Here is a 17,451-nt window from a genome sequence, read left to right as displayed (position 1 = left end):
CTGGATTTTCAATATCGGGTATCTCACTTTGTCGCGAGGTCTTCAAGGCTCCTGTCCAGTGCCGCATCCTCGAGCACGTGGATGACGGGGCCTTCGGTGAAGATCAACGCACACTGGAAGCGGTGCGCGGGATAAAGTGGCCGCAGCAGCTCGCGATAGATCGCAAGCTGGGTTTTATAGGCGGCGGGGACGTTGTCGGCTGACGCGGGCACGCTGCGATTGGTCTTGAAGTCGGCAATGGTGACGACGCCATCCGCCACCGACAGCCGGTCGATCCGGCCGGAAACGGCAAATTCGCGGTTTGCGAGCTTCAATGTGCCCATGACCGAGACTTCTGCGCGGCTGGCGCCGGAAAAGAGCGCGCGCAGGTCACCATGATCGAGGACCTGCAGGACGGCATCACGCAGGCGCTTGCGTTGCGTTTCGGGCCAACGCGGCACCGAGCGGGCGAGATATCGGTCGGCCGCCGCCAGGCGCTCGGACGGGGCGATCGACGGCAGCACCTGCAGCAGCCGGTGCAGGATGGCGCCGCGCAGCATCGAGAAATTTGCTGGCGTTTTCACGGAAAACAGCGCCGAGCTGACGATCATGTCGCCGTCGTCCTCATCGACCGCAATGCCGACGCCCGATGGGCTCAGCGGCCGCGGCAACCGCCGTGGCGGCGGCAGCGGCGTCGAAAGAGCAATCGGCAGGCCGGTCTTCGCGGGGGCCATGAGGTCCGATAGCTCGTCACCTGACGGCACTTCGCGCGGCACATGCGTTTCCCGCCAGGAGTGCCCTGGCCATTCTTCGTCACCCGCCTTGAAGGTGACAGGGGTGCAGCGACCATTCTCGTCCTGCGAAAGGCTCGCCTGCACGATGGCGTGCCAAGTGTCCGCACTTGGCCGCTGCCCGCGATACCCGCAGACGACCAGCCGGTCGGCAGCCCGGGTCATGCCCACATAAAGCAGCCGGCGGTATTCTTCCTCGGCCAGCGTCTTCAGCCGGTCGCTGTCGGCGGCGATGAGTGAATTCGAAGCCGAACCGGGCGCCCGCCAGACGGGCAGCGGGTAGCTCGAGCCATCGGCGAGTGGCATCTCGAGGAAGCGAAGATCGGGCACGTGCTGGGAGTTGAAAGGCTTGCCGCCGCCGTCGACCAGAAACACCACCGGCGCCTCCAGCCCCTTGGCCGCATGCACCGTCATGATCCGGACTTCGTCGCGCTCCTTGTCCTGCTCGCGCTTGACGGTCGGCGCCTCGATTTCGAGCGTCGAGACGAAAGCCTGCAGGCCGGGCAGGCCGCTTCTTTCGTGTTCGAGCGCAAAGGTCAGGAACTCGTCGAGAATGTCGCTCACTTCGCTGCCGAGCCGGGCGAGAAACGCCGCGCGCCCACCATGAACGCCAAGCACGCGGGCATAGAAATCATGCGGGGCCAATTGTTGAGAAAGGGCGGCATAACGAAGAAGCGCCTTGACGGTTCCCTCATGTGGGGAGCCTTCGATGGCGCCGGATTCCTGCAGCCTCTGCCAGAGGCTAGCGCCTTCGTCCCGTCGGGCAGCGAGTTCGAAAAGCATGTCTTCGTCGAGGTTAAACAGCGGGCTCTTTAACAGCGCCGCGAGCGACAGGTCGTCCTCCGGCAGCAGCATGAAGCGCCCGAGCGCCAGCAGGTCCTGGATGGCGATATGGCTCGTCAGAACCAGCCGGTCGGCACCGGCGACGGGGATGTCGCTGCGCCGCTTCAGGGCGCGGGTCAGCGCATTGACAAAGGCGTCGCGCTTCCGGACGAGCACGATGACATCGCCCGGGCGCATGGCGCGGCGCACGCCCTTTTCGATGATGGTCTCGCGCCCGATCCAGCTATCGAGTACGGCGGCAATGCGCCGTGCCAAAATGTTGACCGGTGCCGTTTCCGGCGTGGCATCGAAGGGGGCCGTCCATTCGTCGTCGGTCGCCGTCGGCTCGGCCGCGATCACATCCCAGATGTCGACGGCGCCGGGATGGCCGATGCGGTTCGAGGCGTGCACGACCGCTTCGTTCCGGGCGCTCAGCCCACGCGCATGCGCCGGGTTGGCAAAGACGGTATCGACGGCGGAGAGCACGTCGACGGTGGAGCGGAAGGAGAGCTGCAGGCGGATCGGACTGAACGCCTTGCCGCCGTCTCGCACGCGCCGCTCGGTCTCGATGCTTTCGCGCGAGAAACGCTCGGGGCGTGCGCCCTGGAACGAGTAGATCGATTGCTTCTCGTCACCGACGGCAAACATGGTGCGCTCGTTGCCGCGCGCACTGTCGCCCGAGAAGAATTCCGCCGCCAGCGCCTGGATGATCGTCCATTGCGTCGGGCTCGTATCCTGGGCTTCGTCGACAAGGATATGGTCGATGCCCTGGTCCAGCTTGTAGTGAACCCAGGCGCTGACGTCGCCGCGCGCAAACAGGCTTGCGGTGCGATTGATCAGGTCCTCGAAGTCGAGCTGGCTGCGGGTGCGCTTCAGCGCTTCATAGTCGTTGTTGAGCCGATCGGCGAGCGTCAGCGCCGAGAGTGTCGCCTCGTACATCTGGATGATGCTCAGCCGGTCGGCGCAGGCGATGACATGATCGCGGGCGGCTTCGACCAGCTCAATCAGATCCGGCGCGGCCTGGAGCATGGCCTTGTTTACGAAGGCCGATTCGGCGCGCGGCTTGCCGGTGCCGGTAAAGAACAGCTCCTGCAGCCCCTCGTATCGGGCCATCGGATCGACAAGCTTGGCCGTTGCGCGAAGCCCCTCGGCGAAATCGAGCACCTTGGCGCCGCCGGCGCTGGCAGCCAATCCAAGGTAGCGTTCGAGGGCCGGGCCGTTAAGGCCGGGAAGCGGCCAGACGCTTTCGAGGATGCGCTCGACGCTGTCTTCAGGTTCAAGCCTGAGTGCCGCGTGCAGTTGCACGGCGACGCCGCCATGGAGGTCAGCATGGTCGAGAAATGCCTGTATCGCCGTGCGGTTGGAGACGATCGCACCCAGCAGTTTTTCAAGCCCGGTGTCGTCGGCAAGCTCGAGCACGGTGGCAAAGGCATCGGCAAGCGGTGCATCGCTGTCAGCCGTTGTCGCGGTCAAGAGGGCGCGGCGCGCGTCTGCCAGCAGCACGGCCGCCGCCCGGTCGTCGAGAACCGAGAAATGCCCGGCAACGTTTGCCTCGAGCGGAAACTGGTGCAACAGCGCCTCGCAGAAGGCGTGGATAGTCTGGATCTTCAGGCCACCCGGCGTTTCGAGCGCGCGCGCAAACAGCCGCCGCGCCTCCTGGAGCTTCAGCCGCGAGGGCAACTCGCCCTCGATGGTTTCGATCCGCTTTTCCAGCGCCTCGTCGTCGAGCGTCACCCATTCGGCAAGGCGTTCGAACACGCGGTTCGACATTTCCGAAGCCGCCGCCTTGGTATAGGTCAGGCACAGAATGGCCGAAGGCCTGCAGCCCGCAAGCAGCAGCCGGATGACGCGCTGCGTCAGAACGTGGGTCTTGCCCGACCCGGCATTGGCTGAAACCCAGGCGGAGCGAGCGGGATCGGAGGCGAGCGACTGCCGGCGCGACGTCCAGTCGAGCCAGGCTTCGGGCGTCCTTTCGTCGGGGCCGGCGCTTTCATCCCTCATCGCTGTCATCCTCGCTGTCGGCTGTCGACCATTCCGCAACCCGGGCCAGATGGTCGTATTCACCGCCGTAGTCGCGTTCCTTCTGCACGATCAGTCGTGAGGCAAAGCCATGTCTGCCCGACATCAGGGCGGTCAGCAGCTTTCTAAGCTCAGTCAGGGCGTCGTCCGCCAGCTGATCGGCCGATTTCGTTTCCTTGGCGCGGCTGTTTTCGTTGTTGACGGTCTCGACCTTGAAGCGGGAGCCGGGCTTCAACCGGACATAGAGCAGCGATTGCGGGTGGCCGGGACCCATGCCCTTGAACGCACCGGCTTTCAGCGCTGCCGCTTCCAGCGCCAGCTGCGGATCGAGCAGCACGCGGGCTTCCTTGATCGACGGGCTGGAGCCGGTCTTGTAATCGATGATTTCCACCGTCCCGTCGGTCATCGTGTCGAGCCGGTCGGCGATCCCCGTCAGGCGAATATCCACCACCCCGATCTCCATCGATGCCGCAACTTCGGTCAACGGCTTGCGGATAAACCGCGCACGCTCCCGTTCCCAGGCGACGAACGCCTTGCCGACCGCTGCAAAGCGTGGCCGCCATATGGTGTCGATATGGGCGGGCAGCCGTTCTTCGTCGAAGGCTTCATTGAGCAGGCGGCCCATCGCCTCTTCTGCAGCCGCGGACAGGATGTCGAAGCCGCCGCGCACGAAACGATCGACGATGCGGTGATAGAGCGTGCCGCGTTCTGACGCGCCCGGATCGCGATTGAACGGGTCGAGCGGATGCAGACGCAGGATCCGGCGCGCGTAGATCGAATAGGGATCGCGGCGAAGCCGCGAGACTTCGCTGAACGAATATTTGCGTGGCTGCAGGTCGACCGGCGGCTTGGGTGCCGGGCGCTCGGCCAAGGCCTGACGCCCACCCTTGTCGAGCATCCGCGCCCACAGGAGATAGTCGCTGCCGTTCGATCGCAGGTTCTCTGCCAGCCGCTTGCCGCCCAGCGCCAGCAGCCGCTGCAGCCATCGCGATGCGACGGTCGGCGCCGATCCCTGGCGCATCGAGCGGGTGAAGATCAGCTTGCGGGTGCCGCACGCCATCTGGAAGTCGTGGGCGAGCTGGCCGATGCGGCGTTCGGGCGGCTCGAGGCCGATCCCGGTTTTCATCGTTCGGGAAAGGAAGGGATCATTGGCGGTTTGCCCCGGCCAGTTGCCTTCGTTCATGCCGCCAAGCACCACGAGATCCATGCTCTGCAGGCGCGATTCCAGCGCGCCGAAGATGAAGACGCGGGGGTGGCGCATCGAGCGCGGCTTGACCGCCTCACTGGCGGCAAGCGCCTCCATGATGTCGCACCATTGCGGTCCGTCGGCATCCATCTGGCCTTCGGTCTCGATGATGCCGCGCAGCAGCGTCGCCAAGGCTTCGCCTGCCTCGCCGGACCATAGACCGCTGAGGTCGGCGCGCTCGTCGCCGCAGACGGCCTCCAGCGCCTGGCCGGTTCGTGTCGCCCATTCGGCAAAGGTAAATATCTCGGAGAAGGGGCGGCGGCCATGGCTGCGCCGCACCAGCGCGCCGGCGAGTGGGTCCGTTGCCACCTTTACCCGCGCTGCGAGGCCCCTCGCGGCGAGAATGTCGTCCTCGGTAATGCCGATCCGCCATTCCGGGGGATGGCGGTCCGTCCTGTGATGGCCGGCTGCCTGTTCGAGCAGCGGCACCAGAAGCGAAATGTCGGCGATATCGGTGCCGCTGCGCAGCGCCAAGCGCTCCAGCACATCGGCGCTGCGGCGCATCTCCGCCTGCGGCAGGCCGAAGCGGGCTAGGGGATGCTTGAACAAAGCGACCAACGGTACCGGATCGCCGGGCCTGAGACTTGCCTCCAGCAGAAGCCGCATCAGCGTGCCGGCAGGCGTAGAGGCGAGCGGCGTGCCGGCGGAATCGTCGGCCTCGATATCGAAACGTGCCAGCTCCGCGCCGACACGGCGCGCAAGATTGCGGTCGGGGGTGATCAGGGCCGCCTGGCTGTCGTCGCTTCCCTCAAGCGCCAGCCGCAGTGCGATCGCGATCGCCGTCGCCTCCTCGCGCTCATTGGCGGTTTCGATCAGGGCGACGTCGCCAAAGGCCCGTTGCAATGTTTCGGGCTTAAGTTCGTTGCGGGTTTCAGTCCAGCCATTCGTCGCCTTGGCGGGCAAAAGCGCATGCGACAGGATTTCGCTGCGATCGATGAGCCCTGCATCGGCCTGGTCGAGGGTCGGGATATCGCGGCGTTCCACCTGCATGCGTTGCAGCAGGCGGTGAAAGCCGTATTGCGGGTGGCTGCGGCTGGCCGGATCGGATCTGCCGCCGGTGACGGTCTCGCCGACGATCATGCCCCATTCGGCGTCGGTCATCGTCTGGTCGAGCCCCGGCAGCACGATCGTGCCGTTGGACAGCTTCTGAACCGCGGCAATCAGGGCGGCCGTCGCCGGGATGGAGCCGGTCGAACCGGCAATGACGATCGGCCCTTGAAGCGCGCCCGCGGCAATGCGCTGGGTCTCGGCCTGCAGGATGGCGTTGCGATGTCGTGCCGGCGAGGATTGTTTGAGTTCTTCCAGCCGCTCCGGCCAATAGGTGCGGGCGATTTTCAGGAACTCGAGCGTCAGCTGCCACCACAGCGCATGTTCGCCGGCATCGAGACTGTCGAGCTGCTCCCAGTCGAGTTCTTCCGTCTCCATCGCATCGATGAGTTCGGCCAGATTGCGCGCCAGCCAGATGGCGTCCGCCGGGCTTGCGGGGGCGATCAGTGGGCTTTCCGCGTGAATGTCGAGCACCACCTTCGGCAGGCGGTTTCGCCAGGCAAGGATAAGCCGGCCAAGTTCGATCAGGCGGGCGGTGCCGGGAAGGGGCGGCGCCAGGTCCAAGATCGCCGGCACTTCCGCATCGAAGAAGCCGCTGTCGTCATCGGTTTCGCCGAGTGCCCGGATCGTCGGCAGGATTGCCGAACGGCCGCCGAGCAGATCGACGAATTCGGAGCGCAGCACGCGGGCGGACCGACGCGTCGGGACGAAAATCGTCACGCCGGCAAGCGGCAGCGGATCCGCGGGATCGTAGCGAAAATCCGGCGTCAGCGTCCCGTCGCAGAGTTTGCGCGCAAGTGTCTTCAGGAAGGGCAGGCCCGGCGGAATCGTAAAGACGTTGGTTCCGCGATAGGACATGCTCATCCTTCCGGCTGGTAGCGGCGGATCGCGGCTTCAGCGTCTTCGATCGCCTCTGGCGTGCCCACAGTCATCCAGTGGCCGTCGAGCACGATGCCGAACAATCGGCCTTCGGCGATCGCCCGATCGAAATAGATGTTCAGGTTGAACGCATCATCCGGCGCGTCGGCAAACAGTTTCTTGTCGAGCGCGATCGCGCCGGCATAGACCACGGGATTGTCCATGCCCTCGGCATAGCGGACCAGACGGCCGTCGGTGCCGAGCGAAAAGTCCCTCTTGCCGTTGTGCCCGGTCGTATCCTCGTCGCGCACGCAAAGCAGTGCCATGTCCATGCGCTGCGGATCGAAGAAGCCGGCGAGCCGCTCGAGATTGCTGGGCTTGCCCGCTTCCTCGCCAACCCAGAAGAGATCGGCGTTCATCACCAGAACGGGGCCATCGGCAAGCAGCTTCAGCCCCTTGACCAGGCCACCGCCCGAATTCATCAGCGCATCGCGTTCGTCGGAAATCACGATTTCGGGCGCCGGGCGCTGCGCCAGATGTGCTTCCATCTGGTCGGCGAAGTGGTGGACGTTGACGGCTGCCCTGGTGACGCCGGCGTTCACCAGCAGATCCAGAACATAGTCGATCATCGGCTTGCCGGCGATCTTCACCAGTGGCTTCGGGATGGAGTTGGTGATCGGGCGTAGACGGGTACCGAGGCCCGCCGCGAGCACCATCGCATTGCTGATCGACATTGCTTCTCTGTCAGTTCGCTGATTCGGGCACGATGATTCCCGTCTTCATACACCAGTCGCGCAAGGGTTTCAGCGCTTCGTGCATGAGAGCGACTTCGAGATAGGCGAAAGTGCGCGGCATATGCTTCATATAGCCGGGTTTGCCGTCGCGCTGCATCAGCCGCACCCAGATGCCGACGAGCTTGCAGTTGCGCTGCGCCGACATCAGATGCCAGTCGCGAAGGAACAGGGCCTCGTCGAACGAACCGGCAGCGCGGCGGTCGCCGAGATAGGCATCCATCATGCGGCTTGCCAGTGCCGGTTCGATCGTCACCCGAGCGTCCTGCACCAGTGACGCCACGTCATAGGCCGTCGGGCCAATCATCGCATCCTGGAAGTCGATCAGGCCGACACGCTGGAGACCCTCGTGCTCGGGACGCCAGATGATGTTCGGCGAGTGAAAGTCGCGCAGGAGCAGGTTCTTCTCCGACGTCGCGATGAGGTCGATGAGGTCGTCCCAGATCGCCGCGTATTCCTGCTTTTCCTGTTCCGTCGCCGGCTCGCCGCGTTTCCACGGCAGGTACCAGTCGGTGAGCAGCCGGGTCTCTATCTTCATCGCCCTCCGGTCGAAATCAGGGATATGGTGCTCTACGCCGCCGGAGAGCGCGATGTCACGCCTTGCCGGGGTGGCGTGAAGTCGGGCGAGCAAGCGCGCGCTTTCGACGTAGCGTGCCTCGATCGGCTTCCCGGCCTCGTCGAGTACTCCTTCGGAGCCGAGGTCCTCGATCAGCAGAATTCCCTGGTCGAGATCGCGTGCGTAGATCACAGGTGCTGCAAAGCCCCGTTCTCTGAGGAGCTCGTCGATGGCGACGAAGGGGATCACATCTTCGGCGATATGCGCGAGTTGCTGGTAGTACCTGCCATCCTGGAGGATCGGACCGGGCTTATGCCGCGCGGCATCCATCAGGATCCGGCTCGGAAGGCCGTCTCGGCCGTCGACCCGTTCGTATGCTCGCACCGAGGCATCGCCGCTCAGGTGACGTCGGCGCGCGTCCGCAAATCCGTTACCTGCGAGGAAATCGCGGATCGCCAGCGAGCGGGTAATGCGCTGCAGGGCATCTTCGGGGCCGGCGATGCTGGCGGTTCGTCCGGCCGCCTCATGGGTGATCTGCAGCACGATCCTGTCGGAAGGCAACGCCCCGTCGGCCCTCTCCGGCCATTCGACCAGGCAGACGCCCAGAGACAGCGCCTCGTCGAAGCCCAGCTCATCGAGTTCGCTGGCATCTGCCAGCCGATAGAGATCGAAATGCGCCACGGGAATGCGCAGGTCGTAGCTCTGCACCAGCGTAAATGTCGGGCTCGGGACTTCCAGCCCGTCGTCATCGGCGACGGCGCGCAGGAAGGCGCGTGCCAAGGTCGACTTTCCGGCCCCAAGATCACCCGAGAGAGCCAGGCAGTCGCCGACTTTCAGCGCCAGAGCCAGGTCTTCGCCAAGCTGGATCGTGGCTGCCTCGTCCTTCAGGAAGCGTTCGATCGGCTTCATTATTCCGCCGCGACGATCTTCGGGACCTCTGCCGAAGGGATACGGCAGCTGACCTCGGTGCCTTCGCCCTCACGGCTGCGGATCGACACGGTGCCGTGGTGAAGGCTGACGAAGCTCTCGACGATCGACAGGCCAAGGCCGGCGCCGCCGCGCTGACCGTGGCTTTCGAAGCGGTTGAACACCGTATCGAGCACGTCCTGGGGAATGCCCGGTCCGCTGTCCGAAACGGAAAAGACGAAGTCTCCACCGTCGCGCCGGCACGAAAGCTCGATGACACTACCGTCAGGAGCAAAGTTGGCGGCGTTGGTGAGCAGCTTGACGAAAATCTGCTTCAGCCGCTGCTGGTCGGCGACCATGCGTCCGAGGTTGTCGGGTGCCGCAACGCGCAGTGTGACGCCGCCCTCGACCAGTCGGTCAGCCATCTGATGGGCGATGTCGTCGAGGAAGTCGGTAAGATTGATTTCCGACATGTCGAGCTCGACGATGCCGGCGTCGACGGTCGCAAGATCGAGAATGTCGTTGACGATGGTCAAAAGCAGCGACGAGGACGTGGCGATGTGATCGACATATTCCGCCTGCCGATCGTTGAGGTCACCAAAGGCAGGCGTCTTCAGCAAATCGGCAAAACCGATGATGTTGGTAAGCGGCGAGCGCAGCTCGTAGGACACGTGATGAACGAAGTCGTTCTTCAGCGCATCCGCCTTGCGCAGCGCATCGTTCTTCTCGGTCAGTGCCCGTTCGACCCGCACGCTGTCGGTGATGTTGACGAAGGTCAGCATCGTCTGGGCGTTTGGCAGCGGAATGACGGCGTAGTCGAGGATCAGCCCGGTTCGAAGTTCAAGAATGCCTCGACTCGAGGGCCGTTCGTCGTCGAAACTGGTGATGATATGGGAGAACCGCTTCCAGCCGTCCGGCTGGTCGTAGGACATGAGGCAGGCCTGCTCGATCGCGCGGATATGCGTGCCTGGCTTCGCCTCGGTCTCGTTGATGCCCCAGGTCGCGCGAAAGGCCGGGTTGGAAAGCCGGATGCGGCCATCGGGACCGAACACCGCAACGCCTTCGGCCAGATGGTCGATCGTTTCGCCCTGGACCTGGACCAGCGTGTTGTAGCGGGTTTCCAGATCGACCTTCTCGGTTAGGTTCTCGAATACCCACGTGACGCCGCCTTGCGGCCGTGCCGTTGCGAATACCCGTAGCGTCTGGCCGTTCGGCAGGTGCCAGAGGTCGGATTGCGTATCGAGCGCCTGGTAGACGGAGAGCGCGTTCGCCTTCCACTGTTTCCAGTTGAGCTGTTCGGGCAGCTGTCCGCCCGAGCGCAGACGGTCGAGCACTTCGCCATTGTCCGGCTTGCGCTCGAGGAAGCCCATGTCCAGGTTCCAGAGGCGCTGGAAGGCCTGGTTGTAGAATTGCAGGCGCTGATTGCCGTCGAAGATTGCGACCGGCGTTGCGAGATGGTCAAGCGTTTCCGCGTGGCTCTTGAGCGTGCGATTGAGTTCTTCCCGCACAGCCTCGACGCCGGAGACGTCGATGGCAATGCCGGTCGTTCCGGCCGGGCTGCGTGCGTCGACGACGTCGAAGAATGTGCGGTTGCCCTTGACCACGGTCGACAGCTTGTCTCGGAATGGCGTGTCGAAGGTCGAGACGGCGCGTATTTTTTCGCGTGCCACGGTCGCCAGCAGTTCACGGCCCTCGGCGATGGCTGCAGCGACGTTGGGGGCTTCCACGGCGTCGGCATAGGCCTCGTTGACCCAGCTCAGCGCTCCATCGGTGCCGCGCTGCCAGACCGGCAGGTCGATCGCGTCGAGCAGGGTGCGGAAGGACGTCAGCGAGTTGTTGAGGCGATCGCGTTCGAGCTTCAGTTCAGCCAGTTCAGCCCGCATGTTGTTAAGCGCGATGAAGCGCACAAAAGCGCGTCCGCCGGAAACGCGGCCTTGTGCCTCCAGGACTTCGTTGCGCGTCGTTTCGAGCACCAGATCGAAGCTGCGTGCCTGCGTGCGCAAGGCGTCGATCGCCTTTTCGAGCTCGCTGGCGGAATTCGCCTTAATCCAGCGCCCAAAGGCCAGGAACTCGCGATCGTCTGCAGGCGCGCCGGTTTCTGCCGGCAACTGGCCGAGCAACTCGGCCCGCTCGGCAAGCCCATCCCAGATGACGATGCGGCGGTTCTTGTCGGCAATGAGCGCCTGGAAGCGCGAGAGGCGCTGATTGGCGTCCGAAAGGTCGGATCGCAGCTCGCGGTTTTCAGCCTCGATATTGCCGCGCTGGCGGATCAGCCAGATTGCCGAGATCATCGCCGCGGAAATGACGCCGATGAGGACGGAGAAGGTGATGACCTCCGACGAACCGAAGATATTCGCCTTCTGCGCCGAGACCTGGGCGACCGCATCGGTCGCAGCGAAAAGCGCCGTGCAAGAAATCAGGCGGCGGAGATATACCGGACCTTTGCGGCGACCGCCCGATGAGGTTTGTTGTGCTGTTGTCATGGCGCTGCCGTCCCCGTCTGCCCGAAGGGTGCTGCCGGCCCTGTAGTGCCATGCGCAGTTCCGGCGATACCCGGTTGAAGGGTTCGCGTCAGTTCTGATTGCATCCCCGGTCTGTCTCCGTCTGTTTGCCGCTTGCCGACAAGACATCCCACTCGCAATGCCCGAAGGTCCGCACCGGCATCACGAATCAATGGGTTAGAGCATACTTCGTTGACGAATCGCCGGGAAGGGAGCTGCCCAAAAAAGAGGCCGCGCTCTCTTGTCAAGAACGCGGCCACAACATGTTGTGGATTGCCCGGGTAACGATTAGTACCGGTAGTGTTCCGGCTTGAACGGACCCTGCTGGCCGACGCCGATATAGTCGGCCTGTTCGCGCGACAGCTCGGAGAGCTTCGCGCCCAGCTTGTTCAGGTGCAGGCGGGCAACCTTCTCGTCGAGCGCCTTCGGCAGAACGTAGACTTCGTTCTTGTAGTTCTCACCCTTGGTGAAAAGCTCGATCTGAGCCAGCACCTGGTTGGAGAACGAAGCGGACATCACGAAGGACGGGTGACCGGTGGCGTTGCCGAGGTTGAGCAGGCGACCTTCCGACAGAAGGATCATGCGGTTGCCCTTCGGGAACTCGATCATGTCGACCTGCGGCTTGATGTTCGTCCACTTCAGGTTACGCAGCGCGGAGACCTGAATTTCGTTGTCGAAGTGGCCGATGTTGCCGACGATCGCCATGTCCTTCATCTCGCGCATGTGGTCCATGCGGATGACGTCCTTGTTGCCGGTCGTGGTGATGAAGATGTCGGCAGACGAAACAACATCTTCGAGCTGGACGACTTCGAAACCGTCCATGGCTGCCTGCAGGGCGCAGATCGGGTCGACTTCCGTGACCTTTACGCGGGCGCCAGCGCCGCTGAGCGAAGCAGCCGAGCCCTTGCCGACGTCGCCGTAGCCGCAGACAACGGCAACCTTGCCGGCCATCATCACGTCGGTGCCGCGGCGGATGCCGTCAACCAGCGATTCCTTGCAGCCGTACTTGTTGTCGAACTTCGACTTGGTGACGGAATCGTTGACGTTGATTGCCGGGAAGGGCAGCAGGCCCTTGGCCTGGAGCTGGTACAGACGGTTGACGCCTGTCGTCGTTTCCTCGGTCACGCCCTTGATGGCGTCACGCTGCTTGGTGAACCAGCCCGGCGAAGCCTGGAGGCGCTTCTTGATCTGCGCGAACAGGATCTCTTCTTCTTCCGAACCCGGGTTGGAGAGAACGTCCTCGCCGGCTTCGGCGCGGGCGCCGAGCAGGATGTACATGGTCGCGTCGCCACCGTCGTCCAGGATCATGTTGGAGACGCCGCCGTCGGTCCACTGGAAGATCTTGTCGGTGTAGGTCCAGTATTCTTCAAGCGTTTCGCCCTTGACGGCGAAGACCGGGATGCCGCTGGCAGCAATTGCTGCGGCTGCGTGGTCCTGGGTCGAGAAGATGTTGCACGAGGCCCAACGGATGTCAGCGCCGAGAGCCGCGAGCGTCTCGATCAGCACGGCCGTCTGGATGGTCATGTGCAGCGAACCGGTGATCCGCGCGCCCTTCAGCGGCTTGGAGGCGCCGAACTCTTCGCGGCAGGCGATCAGGCCCGGCATCTCGGTTTCGGCGATCGTGATTTCCTTGCGTCCGAAATCGGCAAGACCGATGTCGGCGACGATGTAATCCTGAGTGGTGGTCATGAAATTCTCCAGGCTGATCTCTTCAAGCCGCTCTGGCCCTCTGGCCATCCGGCGGCACGACTATGCCTCCCGCGCATGTCATCGCGGTGAGAGTGCGATCGATCTATCAGGAATCCTGGGGCAGGGCAACCTCGATATAAAGAAGTCTTTATATCTTTATATTGTCGGTCACATTTCTTCGCCGAACTTGTCGCGCACAAGCGCGTCGAGCGCATTCAGCGCTTCTTCGGCCTGCGCACCGCTGGCGGTGACGCAAACGCTTGAGCCGGTGCTGGCGGCCAGCATCATCAGGCCCATGATCGAGGTGCCCCCGACGGTGCTGCCGTCCTTCGACACCGTGATTTCGGCATCGTAGGCCTCGACCGTTTGTACGAACTTCGCCGAAGCGCGGGCGTGGAGGCCGCGTTTGTTGACGATGAGGAGCTCGCGCGTCAGCAACATGTCGGTGCGATGGTCCATCATTTTCCACTCAGGACGCGGCTGGCGACGTTGATGTATTTGCGTCCCGCCTCGGAAGCCTCCAGCAGGGCCTTGTCCATGTCGCTTTCGCCACGCACGCCGGCCAGCTTGATCAGCATCGGCAGGTTGACGCCGGCGATGACTTCGACCGTGCCGCTGCGCATGACCGAGATGGCAAGATTGGAAGGCGTGCCGCCGAACATATCGGTGAGAATGATGACACCGTGGCCCTCGTCGACATTGGTCACGGCGTCGAGGATATCCTGCCGACGCTGATCCATGTCGTCCTCGGGGCCGATGCAAACGGTCTCGATAGCTTTTTGCGGACCGACAACATGCTCGAGCGCGTGCCGGAATTCCTCAGCCAGCTTGCCATGGGTGACAAGCACAAGTCCGATCATGGGTATCTTTTCTCCGACTGCACGCGCAATTCACTGATGGTCAGATATCGCAATGCAGCAATTTCGTCCACCTGTTGGGGCGGCCATCTTGGCAAGGAAAAGGCGAAGTGCAAGCCAAAAATGCCGAAAAACCAGCCCAGTTGCCTGCAACTATAGCTAAAATCCTAATTTTTCGGGTAGCAGCACACGCAGAACAGCAAGCACGTGTACGCCGTTTTCAATGGGGACGCGAACAATTGGCAGGCTGCCACCGCCGGGTAGGGGAAGTTCCTCGTTTTCCGGCGGCATGCGCGGATCGAATGGCGCGTTGACGGGCAGGATTGCCCAATCCATTACCGCTGCATGCACCGTCTCGAGCCTGGCAATGCCGGCGCCGCGGATCTCTATCAGGCCTTCGATCGACGCGGGGCAACGGGCGATTATTCGGCCCTGCTCCATTGACAGGTCGACACGATCGTCGGCGACCAGTGCCGCAAAGTGTCCCATCTGCTGTGCCGCCGAAATACAGGCGAGCGCCAGCCGCGATTTGCCGATGCCGGAAGGTCCGGTTACCAGAAAGCCGGTCGTGCCGAGAACCATTGCCGTGCCGTGAATGTTGTGCCGCGGCGTCACGCGTGCGGCTCGGCGGGCAGGGAAAGCACGAAGCGGGCGCCGACGATCCGCCGATCCGGACCCATGATGTTCTCGGCCTTCAGCGTGCCGCCGTGCGCTTCGGCAATCTGCCGGGAGATGGACAGGCCAAGACCGGAGTTCTGGCCGAAGTCTTCGCCTTCCGGCCTGTCGGTATAGAAGCGTTCGAAGATCCGGTCGATGTCTTCTGCCTGGATGCCGGGACCATTGTCCTCGATATAGACGAGGCAGCGCGACCGGGAGCGCGTCAGGCGCACGACGATGCGGCCGCCCTGTTCGGGTACGAAGGAGCGGGCGTTTTCGATCAGATTGGTGATGATCTGGCCGATGCGCAGTTCGTAGCCGTTGATGGCGAAGCGCGCCTTGGGGCTGTCCTTGCGGTCGATGACGAAATCGAGCAGCACCGGCTTCTTCTTGCTGCGGATCTGGCGCGAGATATCGACGAGGTCGCCCAGCAGTTTTTCGAGGTCGATCACCTTGGCGTCGCTACGCGCAAGCTCGGCGTCAAGACGCGAGGCGTCGGAGATATCGCTGATCAGGCGGTCGAGGCGACGAACGTCATGCTGGATGACGTCCATCAGCCGCTTCTTCGATTCGTCGGTGCGGGCGAGCGGAAGCGTTTCGACTGCGCTGCGCAGCGACGTCAGCGGATTCTTCAACTCATGGCTGACGTCGGCGGCGAAATTCTCGATCGCCGCGATTCTGTCGTAGAGTGCGGTCGTCATCTCGCGCAACGCGACGGAGAGATTGCCGATCTCGTCCTGGCGCGACGAGAAATCAGGAATTTCCTCGCGCTCCTTGGCACCGCCGCGACGCACCCGGATGGCGGCGGCCGAAAGGCGCCGCAACGGATTGGCGATCGTCGACGACAAGAGCAGCGACAGAATGACGTTGACGAGGGCGGCTACCCCGAACACGCGGATGATGGCGAGGCGTTCGGCATGCACGATCTTGTCGATATCGCCGGCCTGGGTGGACAAGAGCAGCACGCCGAGAACGGCGCGGGACCGCTGCACTGGCACGGCGACCGAGACGATGAGCTCGCCCTTTTCGGTCACGCGGCGCACCGCACCACGCACGCCGGTCAGCGCGTTCATCACTTCCGGATAGATCGATCCGTTGCCGCCCGGCGGCTCCTTGTAGAGCGGCAGGTCGCCCGACTGCAGCAGGCGGTTGATCCAGCTTCCGAACTTTTCCTCGATACCGGTGGCTTCGGGATCGACGGGCGGCAGGTCGAAGCGCAGCACCTGGCCGCCGCTATAAAGGTGGCGCGAATCGAGCAGCAGATCCGCATCGGCGTCGAACAGGCGCGCGCGGGTGCGGGTCGGCGAGATCAGCCGCCTGAGCACCGGAGCCACCCGTTCCTGGATGATGGGGAAATCGAGGTCTTCGTCGCTCGGCAGCGGCGTGATGCTCTGGCCGGCCTGCAGCTCCAGCAGTTTTTCAGGATCGATGGTGATCGAATTGGTGTCGACGGAGGCGGAAGCCGAAATGGCGCCGGCGATGATTTCGCCCTGGGTCAGCAGGCTTTCGACGCGGGCGTCGATCAGCCCTTCGCGAAACTGGTTGAGATACATGATCCCGCCGACCAGAACCACGAGCGCAACGAGATTGAAGAAGACGATCCGTCGCGTCAGGCTCGAAAAGACGGCGTTGCCGAACAGGCGGCGAATCAGCGTGAACGAATAGGCCCAGCGCCGGCCTTTCGCCGATGTCCGTCCGTCAAGTTCATCGACATCGCCTTGCAAGACTTCCACCAAGTCTTTCCGCTCCCGCAGCGGGAGTATCCCCGCCGTATCTTCTGATTGCGACCAGGCGTCACCCGGATGTCGGGTTTCGCAGATCCGCGGATGTTCTTTCTGGTCTTCGGTCTCGTGGATCCGATGCCACCGGCCAAGCCAAGAGGCGGGTCAAAGCCTGCCGCCATCGCGTCGGTTCTGAATGCTCCACAAACGACGCGATGGCAAGTGCTGAGACCCCGCGTCGCTTCAGGCCATCTCGCGGAAGCGGTAGCCGACGCCGTAAAGCGTCTCGATCATGTCGAAGTCATTGTCGACCATCTTGAACTTCTTGCGCAGCCGTTTGATGTGGCTGTCGATGGTGCGGTCGTCGACATAGACCTGCTCGTCATAGGCGGCGTCCATCAGCGCGTCGCGGCTCTTCACCACGCCCGGGCGCTGGGCGAGGGAGTGAAGAATGAGAAACTCGGTCACCGTAAGCGTGACCGGCTCGTTCTTCCAGGTGCAGGTGTGGCGCTCCTGGTCCATGGCCAGCTGCCCACGCTCGAGCGAGCGCGAGGGCGTGTCGGAAGTCTTGGGTGTTCCGGCGGTGCCGCCGGCTGCAGCCGCTTCGCGGTTGGCCGCCCGGCGCAGGATCGCCTTGACGCGCTCGACCAGCAGGCGCTGGGAGAACGGCTTGGTGATGAAATCGTCCGCACCCATCTTCAGGCCGAAGAGCTCGTCGATTTCCTCGTCCTTGGAGGTCAGGAAGATCACCGGCAAATCCGACTTCTGACGCAGGCGCCGCAACAGCTCCATGCCGTCCATGCGCGGCATCTTGATGTCGAAGATCGCAAGCTGCGGCGGTCGGGCCAACAGGCCTTCGAGCGCCGAGGCGCCGTCGGTATAGGTCTCGACCTTGTAGCCTTCAGCTTCAAGCGCGATGGATACGGACGTCAGGATATTCCGGTCATCATCGACAAGCGCGATGGTCTGCATCGTGTTCAACTCCGTCATTTGAGGCCGATCGCCGGTTTC

Annotated in this window: 11 protein-coding genes; all 11 read right to left on the bottom strand. The window is 63.4% G+C overall.

Going from position 1 to position 17,451, the window contains the following annotated elements; all coding sequences use genetic code 11:
* Positions 1-23: 23 nt before the first annotated feature.
* Positions 24-3,593 carry a double-strand break repair helicase AddA gene (gene addA, locus IB264_RS26685; protein WP_025425336.1) on the bottom strand — a complete coding sequence of 1,190 codons (3,570 nt, stop codon included), beginning with the start codon at positions 3,591-3,593 and terminating at the stop codon, positions 24-26.
* On the bottom strand, positions 3,583-6,762 hold the full coding sequence (gene addB, locus IB264_RS26680) for a double-strand break repair protein AddB (protein ID WP_025425337.1): 3,180 nt from the start codon (positions 6,760-6,762) through the stop codon (positions 3,583-3,585). The genes addA and addB overlap by 11 nt, the downstream gene beginning before the upstream one ends.
* 2 nt (positions 6,763-6,764) lie before the next feature.
* A complete protein-coding gene (locus tag IB264_RS26675; protein WP_025425338.1) occupies positions 6,765-7,496 on the bottom strand; it encodes a nucleotidyltransferase family protein in 732 nt (243 codons plus the stop codon).
* Between the two features lie 10 nt (positions 7,497-7,506).
* Positions 7,507-9,018 carry a tRNA (adenosine(37)-N6)-threonylcarbamoyltransferase complex ATPase subunit type 1 TsaE gene (tsaE, locus tag IB264_RS26670; protein WP_025425339.1) on the bottom strand — a complete coding sequence of 504 codons (1,512 nt, stop codon included), beginning with the start codon at positions 9,016-9,018 and terminating at the stop codon, positions 7,507-7,509.
* Complete coding sequence (locus tag IB264_RS26665) at positions 9,018-11,498, bottom strand: PAS domain-containing sensor histidine kinase (RefSeq protein ID WP_025425340.1); 2,481 nt, start codon at positions 11,496-11,498, stop codon at positions 9,018-9,020. The genes tsaE and IB264_RS26665 overlap by 1 nt, the downstream gene beginning before the upstream one ends.
* A gap of 306 nt (positions 11,499-11,804) precedes the next feature.
* The gene (gene ahcY / locus IB264_RS26660) at positions 11,805-13,205 is read right to left on the bottom strand and encodes an adenosylhomocysteinase (RefSeq protein WP_025425341.1); all 1,401 of its coding nucleotides are present in this window, start codon (positions 13,203-13,205) and stop codon (positions 11,805-11,807) included.
* A 168-nt stretch (positions 13,206-13,373) separates the two neighbouring features.
* The gene (locus IB264_RS26655) at positions 13,374-13,667 is read right to left on the bottom strand and encodes an HPr family phosphocarrier protein (RefSeq protein ID WP_025425342.1); all 294 of its coding nucleotides are present in this window, start codon (positions 13,665-13,667) and stop codon (positions 13,374-13,376) included.
* Positions 13,664-14,065 (bottom strand): PTS sugar transporter subunit IIA, encoded by a 402-nt coding sequence (locus IB264_RS26650; protein WP_025425343.1) that lies wholly within the window; start codon positions 14,063-14,065, stop codon positions 13,664-13,666. The genes IB264_RS26655 and IB264_RS26650 overlap by 4 nt, the downstream gene beginning before the upstream one ends.
* A gap of 156 nt (positions 14,066-14,221) precedes the next feature.
* Entirely contained in the window at positions 14,222-14,644 is a 423-nt protein-coding gene (locus IB264_RS26645; protein WP_051509138.1) for an HPr kinase/phosphorylase, read from the bottom strand.
* A gap of 29 nt (positions 14,645-14,673) precedes the next feature.
* Positions 14,674-16,455 (bottom strand): sensor histidine kinase, encoded by a 1,782-nt coding sequence (locus IB264_RS26640; RefSeq protein ID WP_025425345.1) that lies wholly within the window; start codon positions 16,453-16,455, stop codon positions 14,674-14,676.
* A 228-nt stretch (positions 16,456-16,683) separates the two neighbouring features.
* On the bottom strand, positions 16,684-17,412 hold the full coding sequence (gene chvI, locus IB264_RS26635) for a two-component system response regulator ChvI (RefSeq protein ID WP_025425346.1): 729 nt from the start codon (positions 17,410-17,412) through the stop codon (positions 16,684-16,686).
* Positions 17,413-17,451 lie beyond the last annotated feature (39 nt).

The sequence above is a fragment of the Ensifer sp. ENS11 genome, from assembly GCF_014851895.1.
In the GTDB taxonomy this organism is placed as follows: domain Bacteria; phylum Pseudomonadota; class Alphaproteobacteria; order Rhizobiales; family Rhizobiaceae; genus Ensifer; species Ensifer canadensis.
The sequence above is the reverse complement of the archived record's forward strand: the minus strand, read 5'-3'. Positions and strand labels throughout refer to the sequence as shown.